The organism is Natronorubrum amylolyticum, from assembly GCF_052040145.1.
Classification (GTDB): Archaea; Halobacteriota; Halobacteria; order Halobacteriales; family Natrialbaceae; genus Natronorubrum.
Genome location: NZ_JBPPFW010000002.1, coordinates 675,311 through 697,845 on the forward strand (window position 1 = coordinate 675,311; position 22,535 = coordinate 697,845).

Below are 22,535 nucleotides of genomic sequence, written 5' to 3' on the forward strand. Positions count from 1 at the left end.
ACATCGTAATAAGCCCCACGATACAGTACGAATCTCGAAATCGATTTTCGAAATTCGAACTGGCGGCGCGATCCGTCGGCGCGAAAACCGGAACCGTCGCGAGACCGCACACACGCCGCGGAACGACTCCACTGAGTCGCTCGCTTCGACGCTCGGGCGACTACAGACGCGTTTCGAAAACGGCCGAACATCTTATCAGGTTACCGTTACTGATGGAAGACGACGAAATGCCAGAGTCCGGGAGTTGCGGTGACGCGGCATTGGGCCCCGTTCTGTACCTCGATCCGGATGCCACCGATCGAACGCAGACGGTGAGGGCGCTCGAGGCGGACGAGGACGCGCCCACGGTCGAAGCAGTGGCGACGACGACGGCCCTTCGCGATGCGCTCGCAGACGAGGCGAGCGAGTACGCGTGTGTCGTCACGGAGTACCACCTCGAGGAAACCGACGCGTTCTCGCTGTACGACTCGCTCCGAGCGGCCGGTCTCGCAACCGCCCCAGTCGTGCTCTACACCGCCGACGGCGACGAGACGCTCGCGAGCGACGCGATCACGGCCGGACTCTCGGGGTACGTCCCGAAAGGGCGGACCGACTCGAGCGACCTGCTCGCCGAGCAGTTGCGAGCGATTCTGCGGGCCGACAACGAGGCCCTCCCGACGACCCACACCGACGACTTCGGGCTCGGTCTCGAGGAGACCCGCGACGCCGTCCGCGCGCTCGAGTCCTGTTCGTCGATCGAGGAGACGTACCGACTGGCGATCGACGCCGTCGACCGGCTGCTCGAGACCGACGCGACGGCGATGTTCGTCGAACGGGACGACCCCGACACGAGCCGGATCAGCGCCGATTTCGCCCCCGTTTCGGTCACCGGCGGCGACGATGCGACGGCGGCCTTTCGAGAACCGACCTGCGAGGGTCTGGTCGAGCAAGCGCTTCGAACCGATACGACAGGGGTGATCGATCCGACGACGTACTCTGGCGGCGAGCCGACCGCAGCCGACGTTCGCTCGGTCGTGAGCGTTCCCGTCAACGCCGACAGCGTCTTACAGACGATTTCGACGGCGCCGAACGCGTTCGACGGCCGCGCGGTCAGCATCGTCAAACTCGTCGCCGCGACCGTCGCCTCGACGGTCTCGCGAATTCAGTCGGAACGAGAGCGCCGAAACGAGCGCGACCGCTTCGCCGCGCTGTTCGAGAGCGTCCCCGACGCGGTCTTAGTGCTGGACCGTACCGACGGCGTCCGCGTCGTCGCGGTCAATCCGTCGTTCGAGGAACTGTTCGGGTACGGTCACGAGACGCTCACCGAGTACGGTATCGACGAACTGCTCGTCCCGGCGGGAAGCGAGGAGATCGACGTCTACGAGTCGGTCGGTCTCGAGTCCGTCGTCACGGCCGAGGTCGAGCGCTGTACGACCGACGGTCCACGGGACTTCCTCTTTCGCGGCTTTGCGACCGAAATCGACGGCGAGATCCACGAGTACGCGATCTACACGGATACGAGCGAGCAGAAACGTCGCGAGCGCAAACTCGAGCGGTACCGAACGCTCGTCGAGACCGTCAGCGACTCGATGTACGTCCTCGATTCGACGGGACACGTCGAGATCGTCAACGAGGCGATGGCCGACTACTTGGGCGAACCGCGCGACGAGATCGTCGGCGAGCACGTCACCGAGTTCATCACCGAGGCCGAACTCGCGGAGCGGTGGACGCTCATCGAGGAGATTCAGGCGAGCGACGACCGACGGAGTGCCACCATCGAAACGACCGTCGAATCACCGAACGGATCGACACACCACATTGAGGACAACATCGCGCCGGTGCTCGACGACGAGGGCCAGTTACTCGGTAGCGTCGGTGCGATACGCGACATTACGGCCCGGAAAGAACACGAGCGCCGTATCCGACAGTTGCACGACGGAACGCGACGACTGATGGCAGCGACGGGAAGCAGCGAGATCGCCCGTATCATGACCACCATCGCCAGCGAGGCGCTCGATCTCGACCTCAACTCGGTGTTTCTCTACGAACCGGAGATCACGACACGGTCGGCCGCAGCGTCGCGGAGCGGCCGGTCGGACGGCGGATCGACTCCCGACACCGAAACGGCGTCCGTCGACGAGGCGAACGACGGACTCGTTCCCGCGGCGATGAGCGACCGAGCCGTCGAGCTGTTCGGGAACATCGGCTACATCGAATCCGGCGGCGGTATCGCCTGGGACGCCTACGAAGCCGGCGAGGCGATCGTCCACGGCGACGTCCGTCGCGCGGCGAACGTTCGCAACCCCGAGACGCCGGTTCGAAGCGAGGCCCACGTTCCCCTCGGCGAGCACGGAATCTTCATCGTGAGCTCGCTCGCGGTCAACGACCTGGACCCCGAGGCGCTCACGCTCGCCAGAATCCTCGCCGCGAACGCCGAGGCGGCCCTCGACCGCGCCGCCCGCGAGTCCGAACTCGCCGATCGAAGCCGCGAACTCGAGCGCCAGAACGATCGCCTCGAGGCGTTCGCGAGCACGGTCTCTCATGACCTCCGGAACCCGCTCACGCTCGCGGCGGGCCAGCTCGAAAACGTCGCGGAACACGTCGACGAAGACGGAAAACGACACCTCGAGGAGATTGGGTGGGCGCTCGACCGGATGGACGAACTCGTCGAGAACGTGCTCGAACTCGCCCGGAGCGGCCAGCGGCTGACCGAGACGGCCGCGGTGGACCTCGACGCCGTTCTCGATCAGGCTCACCGCGCGGTCGATCCCACGCTCGAGGTGGTCCAAGAGGGCTCGCTGCCGACGGTCGACGGCGACGAGAGTCGACTCCGTGCGCTCTTCGAAAACGTCCTGCGTAACGCCCGCGAACACGTCGGCGACGACGTGACAGTGACGGTGACCGCGACCGGAGACGGGTTCGCGATCGAGGACGACGGGCCAGGAATCCCGGCCGACGAGCGCGACGCTGCCCTCGAGTGGGGATACAGCACGGCGGCCGAGGGAACCGGGTTCGGACTGGCGATCGTTTCCGAAGTTGTCGAGGCTCACGGTTGGTCGATCGCGCTCGAGGAGAGCGCGAGCGGCGGGTTGCGGATAGCGGTCTCGGTCGAAACGCCGTAGCCGTGATCCAACCGGTTCGTCAGCGCGGATTCAAGCGAGCGATACAGTAGTTTCCCAGCCGATTCGTTCGGCTCCGTTCCAGTTGATTCAGTCGCCAGAGACAGTATCGCAACGCGGTCTGTCCGTGAGAGCGGACCCAATCTATTTCTCCGTACTGGCAAAAGGGGGGTCATGAGACCGACCGGTGACTCACCACGCGCGGACGACCGGCCGGAGCGAATCCGCGTTTTACATGTGGACGACGACCCGGAGTTTGCGACACAGCTCGCAGCGGGACTCGAGCGGGAAGACGACCGGTTCGAGACGACCACCGTGACGACCGCACGAGAGGGGCTTGCGCGGTTCGAGACCGATCGAATCGACTGCCTCGTCTCGGAGTACGATCTGGCCGATACGGACGGACTCGCGTTGCTGGAACGCGTTCGCGATCAGGACGAGCGCGTGCCGTTCGTGCTGTGTACCGACTCCGGGTCCGAAGCGCTCGCCAGCGACGCGATCGCGGCGGGTGTCACGGACTACGTGCGGAAGGAGACCGCAAGCGACGAGTATCCGGTGCTCGCAAACCGGCTCGTCAACGCGGTCGAGACGGCGCGGAGCCAGCGCCACCACGAACGTCAGCGTCGGGCGATCGAAACCGCACGGGAGGGGATCAGTCTGCTCGATCCGGACGGAACGTTCGTCTACGTGAACCGGGCGTACGCGGAGTGTTTCGGCTACGAGCCGGCGGCGCTGATCGGCGAGCACTGGGAACTCCTGTACACCGACGAGGACGCCGCAACCGTACGCGAGGAGGTGCTCCCGACGGTGCGTGCGGAGGGCTATTGGCACGACGAGTCGACCGGCGTTCGAGCGGACGGCAGCCGGATCGTCGTCGATCACACGCTCTCGACGACCGATCGGAACGGACTCATCTGTACCCTTCGAGACGTCACGGATCACCGGGATCGCGAACGTGATCTGGAACGCTACGAGACGATCGTCGAAGCGCTCGGCGATCCGGTCTACACGATCGATTCGGACGGGCGCTACGCGTTCGTCAACGACGCCTACGCCGAGATAACCGGCTACGCGAAGCGCGACATCATCGGGCAACCCGTCTCGTTTCTGCTCGACGAACCGTCCGTCGAGCGCGGGACGGACGTCGTTCGAGAGCTCCTGTCCAGCGGGTCCGAGCGCACCCAACAGACCTACGAGATCACGGTCGAAACGAGCGACGGGACGCGGATTCAGTGCGAGGACAACGTCTCTTTGCTCCCGCTCGAGGACGGCCAGTATCGCGGTGCCGCCGGCGTCGTTCGCGACATCACCGTTCGGACGGAACGCAAGCGGGAACTCGAGCAGTACGAGACGATTCTGAAGGCGATCCCCGACGAAGTGTACGTACTGGACGCCGACGGTCGGTTCACGAACGTGATTCCGCCGGTCGACGCCGATCTGACCACGGTGGGCTACAGCCCCGGCGAACAGATCGGCGAACACGTCTCGCTCGTCATCGACGACGACGATATCAGGACTGGCGAAGCGATAATCGCAGAGCTGTTGGCCAACGACGACCGCGAGCGGGACTCCTACGAGATCACGCTCCACACGAAAGACGGCGACCGAGTTCCGACCGAAAATCACCTCGCGCTCCTCCCGACGGAAGACGACGACGAGTTTCGAGGGACCGTCGGCGTCCTCCGCGATATCACCGAACGCAAAGAACGCGAGCGAACGCTGGAACGACAGAACGAGCGCCTCGAGTCGTTCGCCAACGTCGTCTCTCACGATCTTCGCAACCCGTTGAACGTCGCCCAGGGACAGCTCTCGCTGGTGCGGGAGGGACGCGGCGACGACCGCCTCGAAACCGTCGCCGAGGCGCACGACCGGATGCAGGGACTGATCGACGGCATTCTGACGCTCGCACGCGAGGAAAAACCGATTACGGACTACGAGCCGGTCGAACTCGCGGTGTTCGCCAGACGGTGCTGGCGACACGTCGAAACGGGATCCGCCGCCCTCGAGACGCCGACGGACGCCGTTGTTCGGGTCGACGAGCGCCGGTTCGAACGGCTGCTGGAGAACCTGATTCGAAATGCGATCGAGCACGGCGTGGTGCGTGCCGACCGACGGGGACAACCCACTGCTAACGGTGGCGACCCCATCGACGTCGGCGTAACCGTCACGATCGGCGACCTCCCTGACGGGGAGGGGTTTTTCGTCGAGGATGACGGCCGCGGAATCCCGAGCGACCACCGCGAGCGCGTACTCGAGAGCGGCTACTCGACCGCGGCCGACGGGACCGGCTTCGGACTCGCGATCGTCGACCGGATCGCCACGTCCCACGGCTGGAGCGTTGCGGTTACCGATAGCGACGTCGGTGGCGCACGATTCGAGTTCCGCGGCGCCGAAACTCGCCGCTGACGGTTATCGGTTCGGACTGCAAACCAGTTCCCGCAAGCGAGACCGCCGTCGGCTCGACCGCTCACAACGCGCGGTCGTGTTCGCTCTCGAAGTCGCGCTGGCGACGGTACTGTTCGACGAATTCGCTGACGTCGAACTCGAGCATTTGGGACTCGAAGTCGGTGACGGCGTTGTCATCTTCGGCGTGGCTGATCGCGTGGTCCATGAGTTCGACGACGAGTTCGACGACGATCTCGTGGAGGCGACGGGAGTCGAAGTCGGTCACCCACAGCATCGCGTAGCCGACGGCGCCGTCGTCGCTCGCGTCGTAGGTGACGACCTTTTCGGGGAACTCCTCCATGACCACGCCCAGTAGGTGGGGCGTGCCGAACTCCTCGAACTCGTCGGCGGGTTCGATCGTCTCCTGGAGAATCTCGACGAGCGATTCGGGGAAGAATCGAGAGGGGGGATGGACGTCGGTGACGACGGCGTGGGTGTCGCCACAGCTACAAGAGTACTCGCGCATGCCGAGGTCGATCTGGTGTGGATCGAGGGACTTCCCGCAGGGAAGTTCGAGCGTTCGATCGCCGCCGGAACCCGGGACGCGGGGCTCTGCCATTGGCCGCCTTTCGGCCGGCCCGGGCATAAGCGCGACGACTCGAGAAAACCCGACGCCGCTTGCGTCTCAGAGGTCGGCCGCGTCGAATCGATAGTAGCCAACGGCGAGCGGGACGACGAGCCACAGGGCGAGAACGAGGAGGCCAACCTCGGGGGTCGCGTAGAACGGTTCGGCCTCGGTCGCGCTCACCTCGACGCCGGCTCCGGCTCCGGACGGGTCGGCACCGACCGTCTCTGCGAGGTCTGGCAACAGGGCGACGACCGTCGTGAAGTACGCCGACGAGGGCGAGACCTGCATCACGGGATACACCCAGTCGGGAATCGTCGCCGGGAGCGAAAAGCCCTCGACGACGTAGAGGATCCCCATCGGAACCACGTCCCAGAGCAGTTCGAAGACGACGAAGAAGCCGAGGGCCAGCGTCGTCGCGCGCGAGGTCGATCCCGTCGTCGCCGAGATCCCGACGACGATCGTCGCGTAGATCGCCGCGAACGAAAGCGTGACGAGGACGAACACCAGCACGGCGAGGGCGTCGAACTCGCCCAGCAGGACGGAGCCGAAACCGATACCGACCACGAGACCGACGCTGAGCCCGAACGCGAGAACGGCGGCTCGGCCGATCACCTTTCCGACGAAGACCTGGCCGCGAGTCGTCGGCAGGGAGAGCAAGAGCTTGATGCCCCCGAGTTCGCGCTCGCCCGCGAGGGATTTGTAACAGACGACGATCGCCGCCAGCGGAACGAACAGCCCAGTGAGCCCGATCGTGAAGAAGATCAGGCCGCCGAACGTCGCCCCCGCCTGCGATCCCAACAACGCCGGCGCTTCGACGTACGCGTACGTGGAGACGATCGAGAGGACGACGAAGACGCCGACGAGCGACCACAGCGCTCGCGACTGGACGGCGTCGCGGAAGTCCTTCTTCGCGACGGTGAGCCACGTCACGCTTCGGCCTCCTGGCCCGCGTTCGTGTAGCGGACGAACAGGTCCTCGAGCGAGGATTCCACGACCGAGAAGTCCTGAACGGCGGCAACTTCGTCGATCGCGTGCAGGACGGCGAACTTCGAGACGCCGTCGACGGATACCCGCAAGCGGCCGTCGTCGATCGACGCGCTACCGACGCCCTCGAGGGCCCGTATGGACTCGAGAACGCGCTCGTCGAGGTCCGTGACGTAGACGTACAGCGTCTCGCCGGTTTCCGTCGAATCACGGAGCCCGTCGATCGTGTCGACGGCGACCAGCTGGCCACGGTTGATGATCGCCACGCGGTCACAGACCGCCTCGACCTGCTCCATGATGTGACTCGAGAAGAAGACGGTCGTCCCGCGTTCGTTCTCCTCGCGGATGATTTCGCGCATCTCGCGGGCCCCATTGGGGTCTAACCCCGTCGAGGGCTCGTCGAGCACGAGCAGGTCGGGATCGCCCACGAGCGCCATCGCGAGAACCATCCGCTGGCGCATCCCTTTCGAGTAGCCGCCGGCTTTCCGGTCCGCCGCGTCGGCGACCCGGACCCGTTCGAGCAGCGCCTCAGCGTCGTCGTCGGCGCCTTTCATCTCGATGGCGAACTCGACGTGTTGGCGGCCGGTGAGTCGGTCGTAGACGTGATAGGCGTCGGGCAGGACGCCGATTCGATCCCGGACGGCGAGCCCGTCCGACTGGGCGTCGTGGCCGAGGACGGTCACGGTGCCGCTAGTTGGACGCAGAAAGTCCAGCAAGATGTCGATCGTCGTCGACTTGCCGGCGCCGTTCGGCCCCAAAAATCCGAAGATTTCGCCCTCTTCGATGGTGAGATCGAGGTCGTCAACGGCGACGACGTCACCGAAGCGTTTCGTCAACCCGTCGAGTTCAATCGCTGCCATACTCGAGCCTCCGGAGCGCCGCCGTGGTATCGGTCGGTAGATCGGAACGCATACACACTCATGCGAACCAACCGCGATAAATATTGTTGTTAAGCTTACATATTGTCAGTCGGATAACTCAAAGACATTTGAGAAACCGCCAGTGAGAGTCGAACTCAGTCACCGCTGCTCGGCTCAGGAGTGGCGGTCAAGGAGTCGTCAATTTCGAGGCGGAGAGTCTCGTCCTCGAGCGTAATGTCGACGATCGCCTCGAGCGGGTCGACGCTGTCGACCTGCGTCGAAACCGTCTCGTTTACCATGTACTCGAAGAACTCCCAGAGCGGACACTCCAGCAGGGAAATACCGTGCTCCCAGAAGAAGCCGACGGCGGCGGGGTGGAACGCTGCGGTCACCTCGATCGGCATGTGGATCGCGAGCCAGCACTCCCGGCACGTGTGCGAGAGCGCGTAGAACGACCGCCCGTCGTACTCACCCGTATCCGGTTCGTGGGTGTCGACGGCGGTGTCGATCGGTCCGTAACACTCCGGACAGACGCCACCCCTGACCAGCGTGTACGTACTCCAGATTCGGGTGCCGACGCTGTCGACGATGGCTGCCGTCGAGCGGTGTCTGGTCTGGCTCCGGGGAAGCATATCGTTCAACAGGGTCGTCTCACAGGCGCCACACCGAACGACGAACCGTTCCGTATCCATCGTCGCGACGAGCGCCAACGTCTCACAGAACACGCAGATTCCGTCCACCTCGACGTCGTCGAAGGAGCGAGTACTCTCGTAGGCTCCCGAGAGGATCGTCCGAACGAGTTTGTCGCCGCCGTAGGTCAACCGGTACCCACCGGACGTCTCGACGACGAACGTATCGGTCAGTCGATCGAGATGATAGGAGAACTGGGACGTGCTCTCGAGGTCGACAGCCTCGTACAGCTCGGTAAACGACATCGTCGCCCACTGCTCCAGACACTCGTCTTCTTTCTTGACGAGCGCGAACAGAATCTCGAGGCGGGTGCGGTTGCCGAGCGATCCGATCGCGTCGACGATATCGTCATCGACGTGGGACTCGAGTGCAGAGCTCATTGGTCGATATGCACCGAACGCCGTGAAAGACGATAATCGTTCAGATACGGGCTCCTCGAGCGACCGAAAACCGAAACCGATGGTCGACAGGTTCGAAATCGCCGCTATCGGCGATCTACGGCCAGTCGTCGCGGACCGGTTCGGCGTCGTCCGCGTCGTCGTCGACGCTCGAGGCGACGATCCAGTCGGCGGCCTCGGCGGCGTCTTCGACGTCGAGATACTCCCAGCCGACCTCCTCGGCGAGCTGTTCGTCTTCCTCGCTCGAGGCGATCAGGACGTAGCGGTCGGTGTCGAACTGATCTTTGACGCCCTCCAGGCTCTCGGCTTTGCCGCGCGGGCCGGAGAAGAAGTCCTGTCGGATGCGGTTCTTGCGCGTGAAGTTCGTCACCACGTAGGTGGGCTTCTCGGAGACGACGCCGATGTACTCGGTCCAGCCCCTCGCGTCTTCGAAGACGCTCTCGGGCGACGCGAGCTCTTTCAGCGCCTCGAGTTCGAACGCCAGGGTCATGTCGCTACCGCCGTTCATACCAGAGCGAAGACGCGCACGGGGGAAAACGGCTTCGATACTTCCGACTAGCTGGGGGACGGTGACCGATCGACACGACGACAGCTATAGATTGGGCAAACGTCACCGAAGCGCTTCGAACGGTGGGCCGAAACTGATCACTCGCCCTGCTCGAGATGGGTATCGAATACCGGTTTTACCCGTAGCGGTAAGTACAGGCTGAGGAAACAACGCGGCTCACACAATCCCAATGTGCATTTATTGTCGCCTTCCGTATACTACCTGTGAATGATAGAACACGTTTCTCCGCGATTATCGCGGGGGGAGCCGGCGCAGGGATTCTATTAGGTGTCTTGCTTGGTCTGTTTGAAATTACCGTGTTTGGTGCCTTTGTGGGCATCGTCACCGCCTTCCTGCTAGCGAATATAATAGGGGGCGAAACCGATGGTCTCACTGACACAGGTCGTTGACTTTCCAACTGTATCGAGGAACCCAAACAACGGTTGCACGCTTCTTTTTCGAGTAGCGCAGAGTAGATTGAGCGGAATAAAACGGGCCGTCGTGTTGCATACAGACGAAGGCGGTACCGCTGCAGTCAGAGGGTAAGCGAAGCACCCGCGACCGAGCGAAGCGAGTGAGCAGCCGTTTTGGCGTAGATTGTTGCGCCAGCCGAGGACTTTGCGTCCCTCGAGCCGTGCGAGCGGGCCGTTGGCCCGCGAGCAGAGAGGGGTTCCTCACTTCGTGAGGAACTCCGAGGCGAAAAAAGGTACCTCTGCTTCTGTAGTGTACGGAAAGTCCACTAAACTGGCTATCTGACGAAGTGGGTCCGACGAATTCGCCGTCTCAGTAGTTCGTCCGTATCAGGCGCGAGCGACGCGGTAGTAGTCGGTGAAGACGATCACCTCGCCGGGCTCGAGGTCGACGTCGGCCTCCGAAACCGGCCGGTCGGCCGTCAGTGCGCTATAAAATGCGTCCAGCGTCTCCGTATCGAGTTGATCGACGTGACGGACGGTCGTATCCGCCGTCACTGATTCGACTCGCTCGAGGTGTCGCGATCGCCGGAGGATTTCACTGGTGGCCATGTTCATTGTTACCAAATGCCTTATCCCTATTTAACCGTTGTGGACGACCCGAAGCATGCAGGGGATCGACTCGGTGAGCGAACGCTCTGCAGGCGGTACCAATCGATAAGTGGCGAGAAAATTGGTGAAAACCGTCAGTGTCGATCGACCGCTCGTAGCGAGACTACTGTTCCTGTTCCGGCGCGAGGTTGTCGAGATCGACCTGCTTCTCGAGGAGTACCTCTGCCTGGTCGGAGACGACACGCTGGTTGCGCATCAGCTTTTTAAACTTGCTCTGTGGCGAAAGATCGCCGATGAGGACGCCGCCGACGATCTTGCCGTCCTTGAACGCGACGCGACGCCACTCGGTGTCGCTGTACTTGCGCTCGGCGTGCTCGTCGCCGAGGGTGGGATGGCCAAACGAGAGGAACGGGAAGTCGAAGTGGGTGATCGAGTAGGATGAGACCCACTGGAACACCTCTTCCTCGGCGTCGGCCGCCATGTTCACCGCAGCGACGCGCCCCTGTTCCTTGGCCGAGCCCCACGAGCCGTTCTGGGCCTGCTCGCCAAGCAACACGTCGTAGAAGCGCGTGATGTCGCCGGCCGCGTAGATGTCGTCGACGTTGGTCTGCATGTACTCGTCGACAAGGATACCGTTGTCCTGCTCGAGACCTGCTCCGCGGAGGAACTCGGTGTTGAACGTCAGTCCGATGGCGACGCCGGCGAAGTCACAGTCGTACCGGTCGCCGTTCGGATCGACGGCCGCGGTCACGGCACCGTCGTCGTCGGTTTCGAAGTGGTCGACGCCGCTGTCGAAGACGGGTTCGACGCCGACCTCGCGCATGCCCTCGTGCATGATCTCCGCGCCCTCAGCCGAGAGCGCGTAGCGCCACCAGCGGTCGCCGCGCATCAGATACTTGCCGTCGACACCCTGTGCACCACAGACGGCGGCGAAGTCGATGCCGAGGAGACCGGCACCGACGACGACGGCGTTGTCGGCCGCTTCAGCGCTCTCGCGGATCCCGCGTGCGTCCTGGAAGGTCCAGAAGTGGTGGATCCCGTCTGCATCGCTGTTGTCGACAGGCAACTGGGTCGGCGTCCCGCCGGTCGCGACCAGCAGCTTGTCGTAGGGGATGTCACCGCTATCGTGGGTGTGGACGATGTTTTCGTCGGTATCAACGCTCGTCACGTGCGTGTCGAGCGAGAGGTCGATGTCGCGTTCCTCGTACCACTCTTCCTCGTGGATCGAGATGGGGGCTTCGGGGAGTTTTCCTTTCGCGTGTTCCTTGATGAGAATCCGATTGTACAGTGGCTCCCCCTCATCGGTGATGACGGTAATCTTCGCGTCCGGGTCTTCTTCCCGGAGGGTCTCGGCAGCCGAACTGCCCGAGATCCCGTCACCGATGATCACGTACTGGGTCATATCCGGAACGTTCGTAATGCGGGTTAAAGTGGGTTGCTATCTCGTCTATTTCGTCCAGCTACCAGATCGAAGACAACGATCGTGATATATCGGCCAAATATTGTAACGATCGGTAGCGAAACCACGCTGCCTTCGTTCCAATTCTGAATATTGCAAGGTTTGCTGTTATCTCTGACAGTTTCGACCCGAGCGGGTGTCGTCCGCCGATCGCCCGACCGAGGTACGTCGTTAGCCAAACCGTTATTGACCTCCCCCTGCGTAAACCGGCACATGAAACTTCGTCAAAACGCCCGTCACTTCGCCTCTCGAAAGGCACTCGAGACGCCGGTCGTTCGATCGGTCGCGGTCTCGGGGCTGGTTCGAATGCACACCAAGATCTTCCTCGGGAAAGCCGACCCCGAGCGCGCGGACGAACGCAAAGACCACCTCGACGGGCTCTTCGAGGCGACGATGGACAGCTATCTGAAGGCGCTCCAGGAGGGCTACACGGAGGCCGAAGCCCGCGAAATCACCCACATTCAGGCTAACTTCGACTTCTACAACCACGGCTGGACTGAGATGATGGAGATTCCCGTAGACGAACTCGAGGCCCACCACGAGCGCTACGGTGAGTTCTTCGGACGCTGGGATATCACGATCGACGACCCGCTCGGCCAGTTCGCGCCGCCGGAGGGGCTCCCCGAGGCACCGTCGACGCCCGAACGACTCGAGGACCCCGAACACCCTCACGCGGAGGGCGGGTTCGCGGACGACGTCTACGTCGAAACCGAAGACGGCGAGCTCGTCGTCGGTGGACAAACGGAGCCCGACGACGCCGACGTCTCGAAGGCCGTCGGGGTCGGCGACGACGACCTCGAGGACTGAGCCGTCCCGCGTAACGGCTGTAGACCGCCATTCGGCCGGCCGTTCGGCGAGTGAAACGGTCGCCGAGCAAGCGTTTAGATTTTGATTTCTTTCCGGAGAGGGACAGTAACGCCTCCGTAACAATAGTGGTAGCTGACCTGTTTCCTCGTCAATGAACCGACGAACGTACCTCGCGGTCGCGACGTCAGCAGCGGCGGGTCTCGCCGGCTGCACCGACGCCACGTTTCTCGACTCGAATTCGGGGAACGGCGACGACACCGGATCGACCTCGACCGGAAACGGTGACGAGTCGCGAGACTACCCCGACGCCGCAGGAACCGACGACGACTTCGAAGACCTCGACCGCTGGGACGCCTCCGGCGGCACGCTGACGGCCGACGAGAACCGAGCGCTCGTCGGCTCGCAGAGCGCTCGATTCGAGGTGACATCGGGGAGTGCCAGACTCGCGAAGACGTTCTCGGAATCGCGCGAGTTGACGGACGTCGTTCCCGGCGTCGCGGTCGCGTCGGACGACCTCGTCGTCCCGTGGCTTCGACTGGTCGATAGCGAACGCAACTCGATCGAGTACCGGCGCGGGATCACCGCCGACCTGCCCCTCGAGCGGTACAACTTCGGCGTGACCGACGTCGACGACGGGTTCGACGCGGGGAGCGTCGACGAGGTGCACCTCCAGATAAGTACGGGTGAGGGCCAGGAGCGGACGATCTGGTTCGACGACCTCCACTTCACCCCTCGTCCGGAGACGGGGAAGGTGATGATCCAGTTCGACGACGCGCACAAGACGGACTACACGAAGGCGCTGCCGATCTTAGAGGAGTACGGCTATCCGGCGGTAACGTTCATCAACCCCAACTACGTCGAACGCGGCGAAGCCGGCGGGGATCCGCGGGTGACGACCGACGAACTCCACGAACTCCACGACGCCGGCTGGTGCGTCGCGAATCACACCATGAGCCACCCCCAGTTGCCCGAACTCAGCGCGGCGGAGCAGGAAGCCGAGATCCGCGACGGGAAGGAATGGCTCATCGACCAGGGGTTCGAAGACGACGCCGAGTACTTCGCGTACCCGTTCGGCCAGTACGACGAGACGACGATCGAACTCGTCGACGAGTATCACTCGATCGGCTTCGCCGGCGGCCCGCCCGTCCAGGGATACAACACGAACACGCGGCTGGCGTCCCGCATCGGCGAACCCGACGTCGAGCGCGTCGAGCGAGCGCTCGAGCGGACGGCCGAGATGGGCGGCATTACGTCGATGTTCTACCACCGTCTCGAGGACGAGGATCTCGAGGCGTTCGAGACGCTGGTCGAGACGGTCCACAGGTACGAGTCGAACGGTGACATCGAGATTATTCTCCCGCAGGATTTAGAGGAACGCTACCTGTTCTGACGCGGAGTTCGTTGCCGCTCGCGCTCCGCATCGCGGTCTTTTCGCACCGACTGCACCGACAGTCCGTGTCGCGTCGCTGTGCTTGCAGTTTGCTCCGATTCGGCCGTCGCTCGCGTTCGTCGTCACGAAACCGACGGCAGTCCGTCGACGGCCAGCCGATTCAGGGCCATAGTTAGTTCGGCGTCGCAGCCGGTTTAGCGTCGCAGTCTGTCGCGACGGTTACTCGAGCCACGGCGGCGTGACGTAGTCGGCGGTGGCCTGTTCCTCGGGCCAGACGACCTCCTGGACACCCTCGCCGTCGTCGTTTTCTTGCCACTGGAAGTAAAGGGTATCCTCCCGTTGATAGATGAGGTCGTGTGCGAACTCGTGGCTCGGGTCGTGGAACTCGGCGGTGCCGGCCGCACCGGTAAACGAGATATCCTCGACAGCCTCGACGAGGTCGTCGGCATCGAGCGTCCCCGATTCCTCGACCACGTGGGCGAACAGCATGACGGCGTCGTAGGTGTGATAGCCCGTGTAGACCGGGTTCGCACCGTCGAAGGCGTCCTGATAGGCCGTGACGAACGGCTGGGTCTTGTCGGTGATCGTACTGGTCGCCGTCGCGCTCGTCTGACCGACGCCGTACCGACAGGCACCGCCGACCATGTCGTAGTACGCCGGCAACTGCATCGGAACGTGGATCCCGCCGAACGCGAACGGTCGCGGCTGGGGTTGGGGGTCGGGTCGATTCGGGTACGACCAGTCCAGGAGCGCCTCGTTCCCGGTGTGGGCCGTCGTGATGAAGACCGCGTCGGCTCCCTCCGCCTCGGCCTCGTCGTAGAGATCCGAGAAATCGCTCGTCGCCGGAGAGTATCGCTCTTCCATGGCGATTTCGACGCCCGTACTCGCCAGCTGCTCCTGGTACACCTCCCACGGCTTTTCGGTCCACTGGTAGTCCTCCGCAAGGAGCGCGACGGACTCCCAGCCGAGGTCCGGGCCCATGTCGTCGATGAAGTCGATCTGCATCTGCCCGAGGTCCGAGTCGTTGTTCGGCCCGACGCGGAAGTGGTACTTGTACCGGTCGTACTCGTCGTGAACGAGTCCGCTGGCCGCCGTCGTCGCCGCACCGGAGGTGAGATGGATCGTCTCCTGCTCGGCGATGTCGTCCATAATGTTCATGAGCGCCTCGCTCGCGAAGACGCCGACCGTTACGTCGGCCCCTTCCTCGAGAATGAGCCGCTGGTACTGGCGTCGGGCCTCGAGCGGACTCCCGTTCGTATCGCCGACGACCATATCGACGTCCTGACCGTCGATCCCGCCGTTCTCGTTGAGTTCGTCGACGGCGACCTCCGCGGCTCGGACGATCGACCGGCCGATGTAGTCGCTGTCCGGATCCGGGGCCAACACCCCGATGGTCACCGACTCCTCTTCGGCGCTGCTCCCGACTACAGTCTCGTAGGAGCTAAGACAGCCTGCGAGGGAGACGCCGGCGATGGTGCCCCCTGTCGTTCTCAGAAGCGTCCGCCGATTCAATCGTCGCCGTCCGCCTCTCGTACTCGAGTGCGTCCGTCCCGTCGTATCGTGGCCCTCGGCCCCGGTCATACTGCACCCCGTTCACAGACACCTATGATAATAGTTGGCAAGCGACTATCAGAACTGATTTTTTGAGCGTCGCCACTGGAAAACGAGTCTCGAGGGCGACGACCGATACCGCCGTCGACGGACTCACAGGGGTGACGGAGACGGAAGCGGCGAAGCGATCGTCAGCCGTCCGCGAGCCACGGTGGCGTCACGTACTCGCTGGTTGCGTACGATTCGGGCCAGATGACCTCTCTGACGCCCTCGCCGTCGTCGTTTTCCTGCCACTGGAAGTAGATACCGACCGTCGAGTCGTCGTCCACGTCGTACACTCGATCGTGTGCGTGAGCGTGATCCGTATCGTAGAATTTGACGGTCCCGGTCGCACCGGTGTACTCGATCCCCTCGAGTTCCGAGATCAGTTCGTCGGTCTCCGTCGTCCCGGTTCGCTCGACGGCCTCGGCGAACAGCGCGACCGAATCGTACGTGTAGTAGCCCATATCCTGCGGGTAGGAGTCGAACGCGTCGTGATAGCGATCGACGAACTGCGGTGTCACCTCGGTGATTTCGCTCTCCTCCGTCGCGGCCGAGTAGCCCAGCCCGTACCGACACGCTCCGTTCGTGTCCTCGTAGTACGTCGGAATCTGCATCGGGACGTGGATCCCGCCGAACGCGAACGGTTGCGGCTGGGGTTGGGAATCGGGTCGGTTCGGATACGACCAGTCGAGGAGTGCGTCGGTGCCCGTGTGCGCCGTCGAGATGAACACCGCGTCGGCGCCCGCCTCGGCGACGTCGTCGTACATCTCCGAGAAATCGTTCGTTGCCGGGGGATAGCGCTCGTCCATCACGACGTCGACGGGAGTATCAGCGAGCTGGTCCTGATAGATGCGCCACGGTTCGTCAGCCCAGGGATAGTCCTCCGCGAGCACCGCGATCGACTCCCAGCCGATATCGGTCGCGATATCGTTCATGAAGTTGATCTGTGCCCGACCGAGGTCGACGTCGTTCGTCGGCCCGACCCTGAAGTGATACTTGTAGCGATCGTACTCCTCGTGCACCCGTCGACTCGCGATCTGGGTCGCCGCGCCGGCGGTGAGATGGATCGTCTCCTGCTCGGCGATGTCGTCCATGATGTTCACGAGCGCCTCGCTCGCGAACATGCCGATCGTCACGTCGGCCCCTTCCTCGAGAATGAGCCGCTGGTACTGGCGTCGGGCCTCGAGCGGACTCCCGTTCGTATCGCCGACGGCCAGTTCGACCTCCGTGCCGTCGATCCCGCCGTTCTCGTTGAGTTCGTCGACGGCGACCGCGGCTGCCTGGGCCATCGATCGGCCGACGAAGTCGCTTTCGGGCTCGGGGGCCAGCATCCCGATCGTGATCGTCTCCTCGTCGTCGCTGGCTCCGGTGATGGACTCGTAGGAACTGAGACAGCCCGCGAGAGAGATTCCCGCTGTCCCGCCGGCAGTCATTTTGAGCAGCGACCGCCGGTCTAGCGACCCGGATTGCGCGTTCGAACCGAGGTCGCTCGCTCCACTGCACCCACGTTTATTCATACCATACTGTTGTTATCTCCTCAGTTCCTTAATGTTTGTGGGCAAATGATACAGGCCGAGTGAATACGGAACGATCGATGGAGATTCGACGAGAGTTACCGCGGTAGTGGAAATGTTCGTTTGGTTTATTTCCGTTTAGATAGATTATTTCCGATTGCGAAGAAGAGTGACGAAACCGCACCGAACTGACGATACCGATCGAACCGAAACGGAGCCAGATCGATTCGTCGCACCGACTCGAGCGGGCGTCGCTCGCCTACAACCAGCTGGGGTCGACGTAGTCGGCCGTCGCCTGGCCGTGAGGCCAGATCGTCTCCTGAACACCCTCCCCGCCGTCCTCTCGCCACTGGAAGAAGACCGGGTGGACGTTGTCTTCGCCGTACACGACGTCGTGAGCGTGCGGATGATCCCGATCGTAGAACTCGATCGTCCCGGTCGTCCCGGTGTGTTCGGTGGCCTCGAGTTCGTCGACGAGGACGTCGCTGTCGAGGGAGTCGGCCCGCTCGACGGCCTCGGCGAACAGGTTCACCGCGTCGTAGGCGATGTAGCCGGTGTACACCGGTGTGCTCCCGTCGTGGAACGCCTCGTAGTCGCTGACGAACGGCTGGGTGTGCTCGGTCAGCTCGCTCGTCGCCGTCGCGCTGGCGTACCCGACCCCGTACCGACAGGCGCCGCCGACCATGCCGTAGTACTCCGGAAGCTGCATCGGGACGTGGATCCCACCGAAGGCGAACTCTCGCTGGTCCGTCGCCCAGTCCAGTATCGCGTCCGTTCCGGTGTGTGCGGTCGAGATGTACGCGGCGTCCGCACCCGACTCCGCGACGGCGTCGTAGATGTCGGTGAAGTCGTTGGTCGCTGGCGAGTACCGGTCCCACATCGTCACGTCGGTCGTGTCGGTCGGCAGGTTCTCCTCGAACGTCTCCCACACGCCGTCGTTCCAGGCGTAGTCTTCGGCCAGCATCGCGACCGAGTCCCACCCGATCTCGGGACCCATCTCGTCCAAGAAGTCGAGTTGCACCTCGCCCAGCGTGACGTCGTTGACCGGTCCGGCACGGAAATGATACTTGTAGTCGTCGTACTGTTCGTGGACGAGCCGGCTCACGGACGACGTCGCGGAGCCCGCCGTGATGTGGATCGTCTCCTGTTCGGCGATCTTGTCGATAATCCCCTGCAGCGCTTCGGTCGCGAACATACCGATCGTGACGTCTGCCCCTTCTTCGAGGACGAGGCGATCGTACTGGCGGCGGGCCTCGAGCGGACTACCGTTCGTGTCGCCGACGACGGTCTCGATCTCTCGACCGAGCACGCCGTCCTCGTCGTTGAGCTGGTCGACGGCGAGTTCGACTCCCTGTTCGATCGATCGACCGATGAAGTCGCTGTTCGGATCCGGCGTCAGTATCCCGATCGTGATCGGTTCCTCGTCGTCGCTCGAACCGGCGACGGTTTCGTACGCATCGAGACATCCTGCTACCGAGACACCGGCCGCCCCACCCGCTGCCGCTTTGAGGAGTGTACGGCGCTCCAGTGTAGAAGACGCGGTCGGCAAAGTACGTGCATCCCTGCACCTCTCTTCGGTCATACTAACTCGAGATTTCGACCTCCGTTTCTTAACAGTTGTGGAGAGTGTCTCACGACGGTCGAACGGCGTGAGCACAGCTTTGACGAATCGTACGGATTGGAAGATGTTCCCGGATACGACGCCTCAGAATAAATTTCACCACAGCAGGAGCGTTTTTCGACCGAACGGTGAGCTATCTTTCCGTTCGGTGAAAATACCACTTCCATAACCGATTATCAGCACCGATAACGGCGGCTGACAATTTATGTAGGGACACTCTCACCCCTACTGTATCTATGGACGTCTTTCGACGATTGGTGCCATCAGCTATCCGCCGTCGATACGCGGTCAAGTTCGGGATCGTGCTATTGATACTCGGTCTGGGGGTTGGGCTGGTCGGGTTCGGTGCGACCGCTGGAATCACGAATCAGGTAGAGGATCGTGTGCAGGACGACCACACGTCGTTCGCCAGTCAGGAAGCACAGAACCTGCAGATGTGGAACGAACAAAACGAACACACCATCGGGGTGATCGCCTGGTCGGACGTCGTCGCCAGTGACGAGCCGGACGCGATCGAAGAGCGGTTCCTCGACTGGGAGGAACACCTCGATGCGGACACGCACGCGATAAGTTACGTCGACACCGACGAGGGGACCGTCCTCGCGAGTACGGACCTCGATACCGGCGGAGCGGAGCCGGCAACGATCGACGATATCGAAGCCGTCCCCGCCCAAGCCTACGACGAAGCCGCCGGAACGGAGGGTGTGCCGTGGGTCTCCGACGCCTACACCGTCGACCGCGAACTCGGCGACGAGCAGGTGACCGTGATGACCTACGTGCTGTCCGTCCCGAACGCAGAGGACAGAGCGATCGTCTACACGGCCGAACTCGAGGCACACGCGAACCGCCTCGCCGACGACGACGGGATCACGACGATGGTCGTCGACGGGAACAACGACGTCATGGCCGACAACGAGGGCTACGGCGAAGACCACGAAACGCTCGGCCTCGCCTACGGCGATCAGAACGCCGACACAATCGTCGAGCCGGCACGAACCGAGGGCGCCGGGACGAATCAGGTCCCCGGCTCCGCGCTGAGCTTCGACACCGCAGCCTACGACTTCAGCGACGACGAGGACTACGTCGTCAGTTCGGCACGCGTACTGGGGACCGACTGGGTGGTCGTGACCCACGAACCCGAGAGCCAGGCGTACGGGTTCGTCAACACGGTCAACGACTGGGGGATCTACGCGACACTCGCCGGCGTGCTCATGATCGGGCTGATCGGCGCCGTGCTCGGTCGGAACACCGCCGTCTCGATCGATCGGCTCACCGGCAAGGCGAGCAAGATGGAGGAGGGAGACCTCGACGTCGACTTGGAGACCAAGCGGGTCGACAACATCGGCCGACTCTACAACGGGTTCGACTCGATGCGCGACGCCCTCCGCGAACAGATCGAGGAGGCCGAAGCTGCCCGCGAGGACGCCGAACGCGAACGCAAGCGGGTCGAAGAGATCAACGGCCACTTAGAGGAGAAAGCCGACGAGTACAGCGACGTCATGGAGGCGGCCGCCGACGGTAATCTGACCGCTCGGATGGATGCCGAAAGCGACAACGAGGCGATGGCGGAGATCGCCGACGAGTTCAACCAGATGCTCGAGGAGATCGAGCAGACGGTGGCCGAACTCAACCGGTTCGCGACCGACGTCGCGACCGCCTCCGAACAGGTGACCGCCTCGAGCGAGGAGGTCCGATCCGCCTCCCAGCAGGTCACCGAATCGATCCAGGAGATTTCCGACGGTGCGGAGCGACAGAACGAGTCGCTCCAGTCGGTCAACCAGGAGATGAGCGGCCTCTCGACGACGACCGAAGAGATCGCCGCCTCTTCGAACGAGGTTGCAGACATCGCGGAACGGACGGTCGACACCGGCCAAGAGGGTCAGCAGGCGGCCCAAGAGGCCATCGCCGCGATGAACGAGATCGAGACGGAAGCGGGCGGTGCGGTCGACGAGATCCGCCGGCTCGAGGAGGAGGTCCAGCAGATCGACGAGCTGATCGCGACGATTTCCGAGATCGCTCGTCAGACGAACATGCTGGCACTGAACGCCAACATCGAGGCCTCTCGCTCCGCGGCGGGCGGACAGGACGACGAAGGCTTCTCCGTCGTCGCGAAGGAGGTCAAGGCCCTCTCCGAGGACGTCGCGGAAGCGGCCGACGAGGCGGAAGACCGCCTCGAGGCGATCCGCGAGCGGACCGAACGGTCCGCCGACGAAGTCGCAGGAACCAGCGAGAACATCGAAGACGCCGGCGAACAGGTCGAAGAAGCCGTGAAGGCACTCGAGGAGATCGCCGATCTCGCCCAGGAGACCAACATCGGTGTCCAGGAGATCTCCGCGGCGACCGAAGAGCAGGCCGCCTCGACGCAGGAAGTCGTCGCGATGGTCGACGACGCCGCGACGGTCTCCGAGGAAACGACCTCCGAAGCCGAGAACGTCGCCGCAGCGGCCGAAGAGCAGACCACCGCACTGACCGAAGTGACGAAGTCCGCTTCGAACCTCTCCGGGCAGGCCGCAGAGCTCTCCGAGGCGCTCGACCGGTTCGATACCGACGCCGACCGCGCGGATCTCGAACTGGACTTCGACGAGGACGACGATCCGGACCTGCCGGGACCCGAGACCGACGACGAAGCGTCCGAACCGCAGACGGACGCAACGACGGCGGAACGGAGCCAGGGCCAGGGGATCACGCTCGAGTCGAGCCAGTCCGAGGCCAGTGCCTCCGTCGAATCAACCGATTCGGATTCGGAGCAGTCGACCGAAACGTTCCAGGCCGAGTCGACCGAAACAGCGGCCCCATCAGGAATCGGCGACGAGACGTCGGCCGGCACGGCATCGGCCACCGACGCGCTCGAGTCGGAGCCTGCCGACACCGAAACGGCATCCACACCGACGTTCGATTCGGATCCTGCCCCAGCATCGGAGGATACGGAGCCGGTGGCCGCACCGGAACCCGACGCCGAACCGATGGCAGCAGCCGATACCGAGCAGGAGACACCGGCGGGTGACGCGACCGAACTCGGTGCCGAGGAGATTCTCGGGATCGACGAGGAGACCGACGCGGACCACGTAGCCGGCGAACCGGCATCCGAGTCGGAGACCGACCCAGCCGCTGACGACGGAGCGGATCCGCTCGGAGACAGCGGTGCAGCACCGCTCGGTGACGAAACCGCAGAGCCGCTCGAACCAGTCGAGGAGACCGAAACCGAGACCGACGCAGGGTCCGAAGCGACCGACGCCGAGAACACTGGCAGTCAGGACGAGGTCGAGAACACCAGCAGCCCGGACGACGCGGACGATAGCGTCGAAAACGACGACGACGTGTTCACGTTCGGGAACACGGACGACAAGTAACGGTCCGCTCTCGAGTCGAATCGAACCGCGTTACCCGATCACCTTCGGTGGGGTTCACCGTCGGCGATCCGTCGAATGCGTCCGAAATCCGTGGTCGCTGTTTTCGCGATCAGTTGTCGAGTAGAGACCGCCTCGAGCACCGTTACAGAGCGTCGGCGGCGGCTGTTCTGCAGGTCGAGTCCATCTCGA

General features: G+C 63.4%; 15 protein-coding genes. 5 read left to right on the forward strand and 10 right to left on the reverse strand.

Annotation, left to right across the window (positions count from 1 at the left end; all coding sequences use genetic code 11):
* The first annotated feature begins 212 nt into the window (after positions 1–212).
* Together ACSFDB_RS09605 and ACSFDB_RS09610 are read left to right on the forward strand one after the other, a co-directional pair.
* Positions 213–3,101 (forward strand): PAS domain S-box protein, encoded by a 2,889-nt coding sequence (locus tag ACSFDB_RS09605; protein ID WP_440770775.1) that lies wholly within the window; start codon positions 213–215, stop codon positions 3,099–3,101.
* 171 nt (positions 3,102–3,272) lie between these two features.
* Positions 3,273–5,504, forward strand: a complete 2,232-nt coding sequence (locus ACSFDB_RS09610; protein ID WP_440770776.1) for a PAS domain S-box protein — start codon at positions 3,273–3,275, stop codon at positions 5,502–5,504.
* 61 nt (positions 5,505–5,565) lie between these two features.
* On the opposite strand, the gene ACSFDB_RS09615 is transcribed toward ACSFDB_RS09610, so the two are convergent.
* From ACSFDB_RS09615 to ACSFDB_RS09645, 7 genes are all read right to left on the reverse strand, one after another.
* Entirely contained in the window at positions 5,566–6,102 is a 537-nt protein-coding gene (locus ACSFDB_RS09615; RefSeq protein WP_440770777.1) for a DUF5815 family protein, read from the reverse strand.
* 66 nt (positions 6,103–6,168) lie between these two features.
* A complete protein-coding gene (locus tag ACSFDB_RS09620; protein ID WP_440770778.1) occupies positions 6,169–7,041 on the reverse strand; it encodes an ABC transporter permease in 873 nt (290 codons plus the stop codon).
* Positions 7,038–7,955, reverse strand: a complete 918-nt coding sequence (locus tag ACSFDB_RS09625; RefSeq protein ID WP_440770779.1) for an ABC transporter ATP-binding protein — start codon at positions 7,953–7,955, stop codon at positions 7,038–7,040. The genes ACSFDB_RS09620 and ACSFDB_RS09625 overlap by 4 nt, the downstream gene beginning before the upstream one ends.
* Before the next feature lie 155 nt (positions 7,956–8,110).
* Positions 8,111–9,025: an ArsR/SmtB family transcription factor gene (locus ACSFDB_RS09630; RefSeq protein WP_440770780.1), complete on the reverse strand. Its 915-nt coding sequence runs from the start codon at positions 9,023–9,025 to the stop codon at positions 8,111–8,113.
* A 115-nt stretch (positions 9,026–9,140) separates the two neighbouring features.
* Positions 9,141–9,551: a DUF7124 domain-containing protein gene (locus tag ACSFDB_RS09635; RefSeq protein ID WP_440770781.1), complete on the reverse strand. Its 411-nt coding sequence runs from the start codon at positions 9,549–9,551 to the stop codon at positions 9,141–9,143.
* Between the two features lie 839 nt (positions 9,552–10,390).
* Positions 10,391–10,618, reverse strand: coding sequence for a DUF7979 domain-containing protein (locus tag ACSFDB_RS09640; RefSeq protein WP_440770782.1), 228 nt, complete (start codon positions 10,616–10,618; stop codon positions 10,391–10,393).
* A 157-nt stretch (positions 10,619–10,775) separates the two neighbouring features.
* Entirely contained in the window at positions 10,776–12,014 is a 1,239-nt protein-coding gene (locus tag ACSFDB_RS09645) for an NAD(P)/FAD-dependent oxidoreductase (protein WP_440770783.1), read from the reverse strand.
* A 270-nt stretch (positions 12,015–12,284) separates the two neighbouring features.
* Here ACSFDB_RS09645 and ACSFDB_RS09650 point away from each other — a divergent pair, with 270 nt between their 5' ends.
* Both ACSFDB_RS09650 and ACSFDB_RS09655 read left to right on the forward strand, forming a co-directional pair.
* Entirely contained in the window at positions 12,285–12,878 is a 594-nt protein-coding gene (locus ACSFDB_RS09650) for a DUF6149 family protein (protein WP_440770784.1), read from the forward strand.
* A 151-nt stretch (positions 12,879–13,029) separates the two neighbouring features.
* Complete coding sequence (locus tag ACSFDB_RS09655) at positions 13,030–14,268, forward strand: polysaccharide deacetylase family protein (protein WP_440770785.1); 1,239 nt, start codon at positions 13,030–13,032, stop codon at positions 14,266–14,268.
* 219 nt (positions 14,269–14,487) lie between these two features.
* Here ACSFDB_RS09655 and ACSFDB_RS09660 read toward each other — a convergent pair whose 3' ends face one another.
* The 3 genes from ACSFDB_RS09660 to ACSFDB_RS09670 form a co-directional block, all read right to left on the reverse strand.
* Positions 14,488–15,849, reverse strand: coding sequence for an ABC transporter substrate-binding protein (locus ACSFDB_RS09660; RefSeq protein WP_440770786.1), 1,362 nt, complete (start codon positions 15,847–15,849; stop codon positions 14,488–14,490).
* 161 nt (positions 15,850–16,010) lie between these two features.
* Positions 16,011–17,378 (reverse strand): ABC transporter substrate-binding protein, encoded by a 1,368-nt coding sequence (locus tag ACSFDB_RS09665; RefSeq protein WP_440770787.1) that lies wholly within the window; start codon positions 17,376–17,378, stop codon positions 16,011–16,013.
* 256 nt (positions 17,379–17,634) lie between these two features.
* Complete coding sequence (locus tag ACSFDB_RS09670) at positions 17,635–18,957, reverse strand: ABC transporter substrate-binding protein (protein WP_440770788.1); 1,323 nt, start codon at positions 18,955–18,957, stop codon at positions 17,635–17,637.
* A gap of 275 nt (positions 18,958–19,232) precedes the next feature.
* Here ACSFDB_RS09670 and ACSFDB_RS09675 point away from each other — a divergent pair, with 275 nt between their 5' ends.
* Entirely contained in the window at positions 19,233–22,346 is a 3,114-nt protein-coding gene (locus ACSFDB_RS09675; RefSeq protein WP_440770789.1) for a methyl-accepting chemotaxis protein, read from the forward strand.
* The last annotated feature ends 189 nt before the right edge of the window (positions 22,347–22,535 follow it).

Excerpts from the sequence above, each read along its gene's own strand:
- ACSFDB_RS09655 (WP_440770785.1), top strand. The coding sequence starts at position 13,030 with ATGAACCGACGAACGTACCTCGCGGTCGCGACGTCAGCAGCGGCGGGT.
- ACSFDB_RS09675 (WP_440770789.1), top strand. The coding sequence starts at position 19,233 with ATGGACGTCTTTCGACGATTGGTGCCATCAGCTATCCGCCGTCGATAC.
- ACSFDB_RS09630 (WP_440770780.1), bottom strand. The coding sequence starts at position 9,025 with ATGAGCTCTGCACTCGAGTCCCACGTCGATGACGATATCGTCGACGCG.
- ACSFDB_RS09635 (WP_440770781.1), bottom strand. The coding sequence starts at position 9,551 with ATGAACGGCGGTAGCGACATGACCCTGGCGTTCGAACTCGAGGCGCTG.
- ACSFDB_RS09640 (WP_440770782.1), bottom strand. The coding sequence starts at position 10,618 with ATGAACATGGCCACCAGTGAAATCCTCCGGCGATCGCGACACCTCGAG.
- ACSFDB_RS09615 (WP_440770777.1), bottom strand. The coding sequence starts at position 6,102 with ATGGCAGAGCCCCGCGTCCCGGGTTCCGGCGGCGATCGAACGCTCGAA.
- ACSFDB_RS09625 (WP_440770779.1), bottom strand. The coding sequence starts at position 7,955 with ATGGCAGCGATTGAACTCGACGGGTTGACGAAACGCTTCGGTGACGTC.
- ACSFDB_RS09610 (WP_440770776.1), top strand. The coding sequence starts at position 3,273 with ATGAGACCGACCGGTGACTCACCACGCGCGGACGACCGGCCGGAGCGA.
- ACSFDB_RS09650 (WP_440770784.1), top strand. The coding sequence starts at position 12,285 with ATGAAACTTCGTCAAAACGCCCGTCACTTCGCCTCTCGAAAGGCACTC.
- ACSFDB_RS09645 (WP_440770783.1), bottom strand. The coding sequence starts at position 12,014 with ATGACCCAGTACGTGATCATCGGTGACGGGATCTCGGGCAGTTCGGCT.
- ACSFDB_RS09665 (WP_440770787.1), bottom strand. The coding sequence starts at position 17,378 with ATGAATAAACGTGGGTGCAGTGGAGCGAGCGACCTCGGTTCGAACGCG.
- ACSFDB_RS09660 (WP_440770786.1), bottom strand. The coding sequence starts at position 15,849 with ATGACCGGGGCCGAGGGCCACGATACGACGGGACGGACGCACTCGAGT.
- ACSFDB_RS09605 (WP_440770775.1), top strand. The coding sequence starts at position 213 with ATGGAAGACGACGAAATGCCAGAGTCCGGGAGTTGCGGTGACGCGGCA.
- ACSFDB_RS09670 (WP_440770788.1), bottom strand. The coding sequence starts at position 18,957 with ATGACCGAAGAGAGGTGCAGGGATGCACGTACTTTGCCGACCGCGTCT.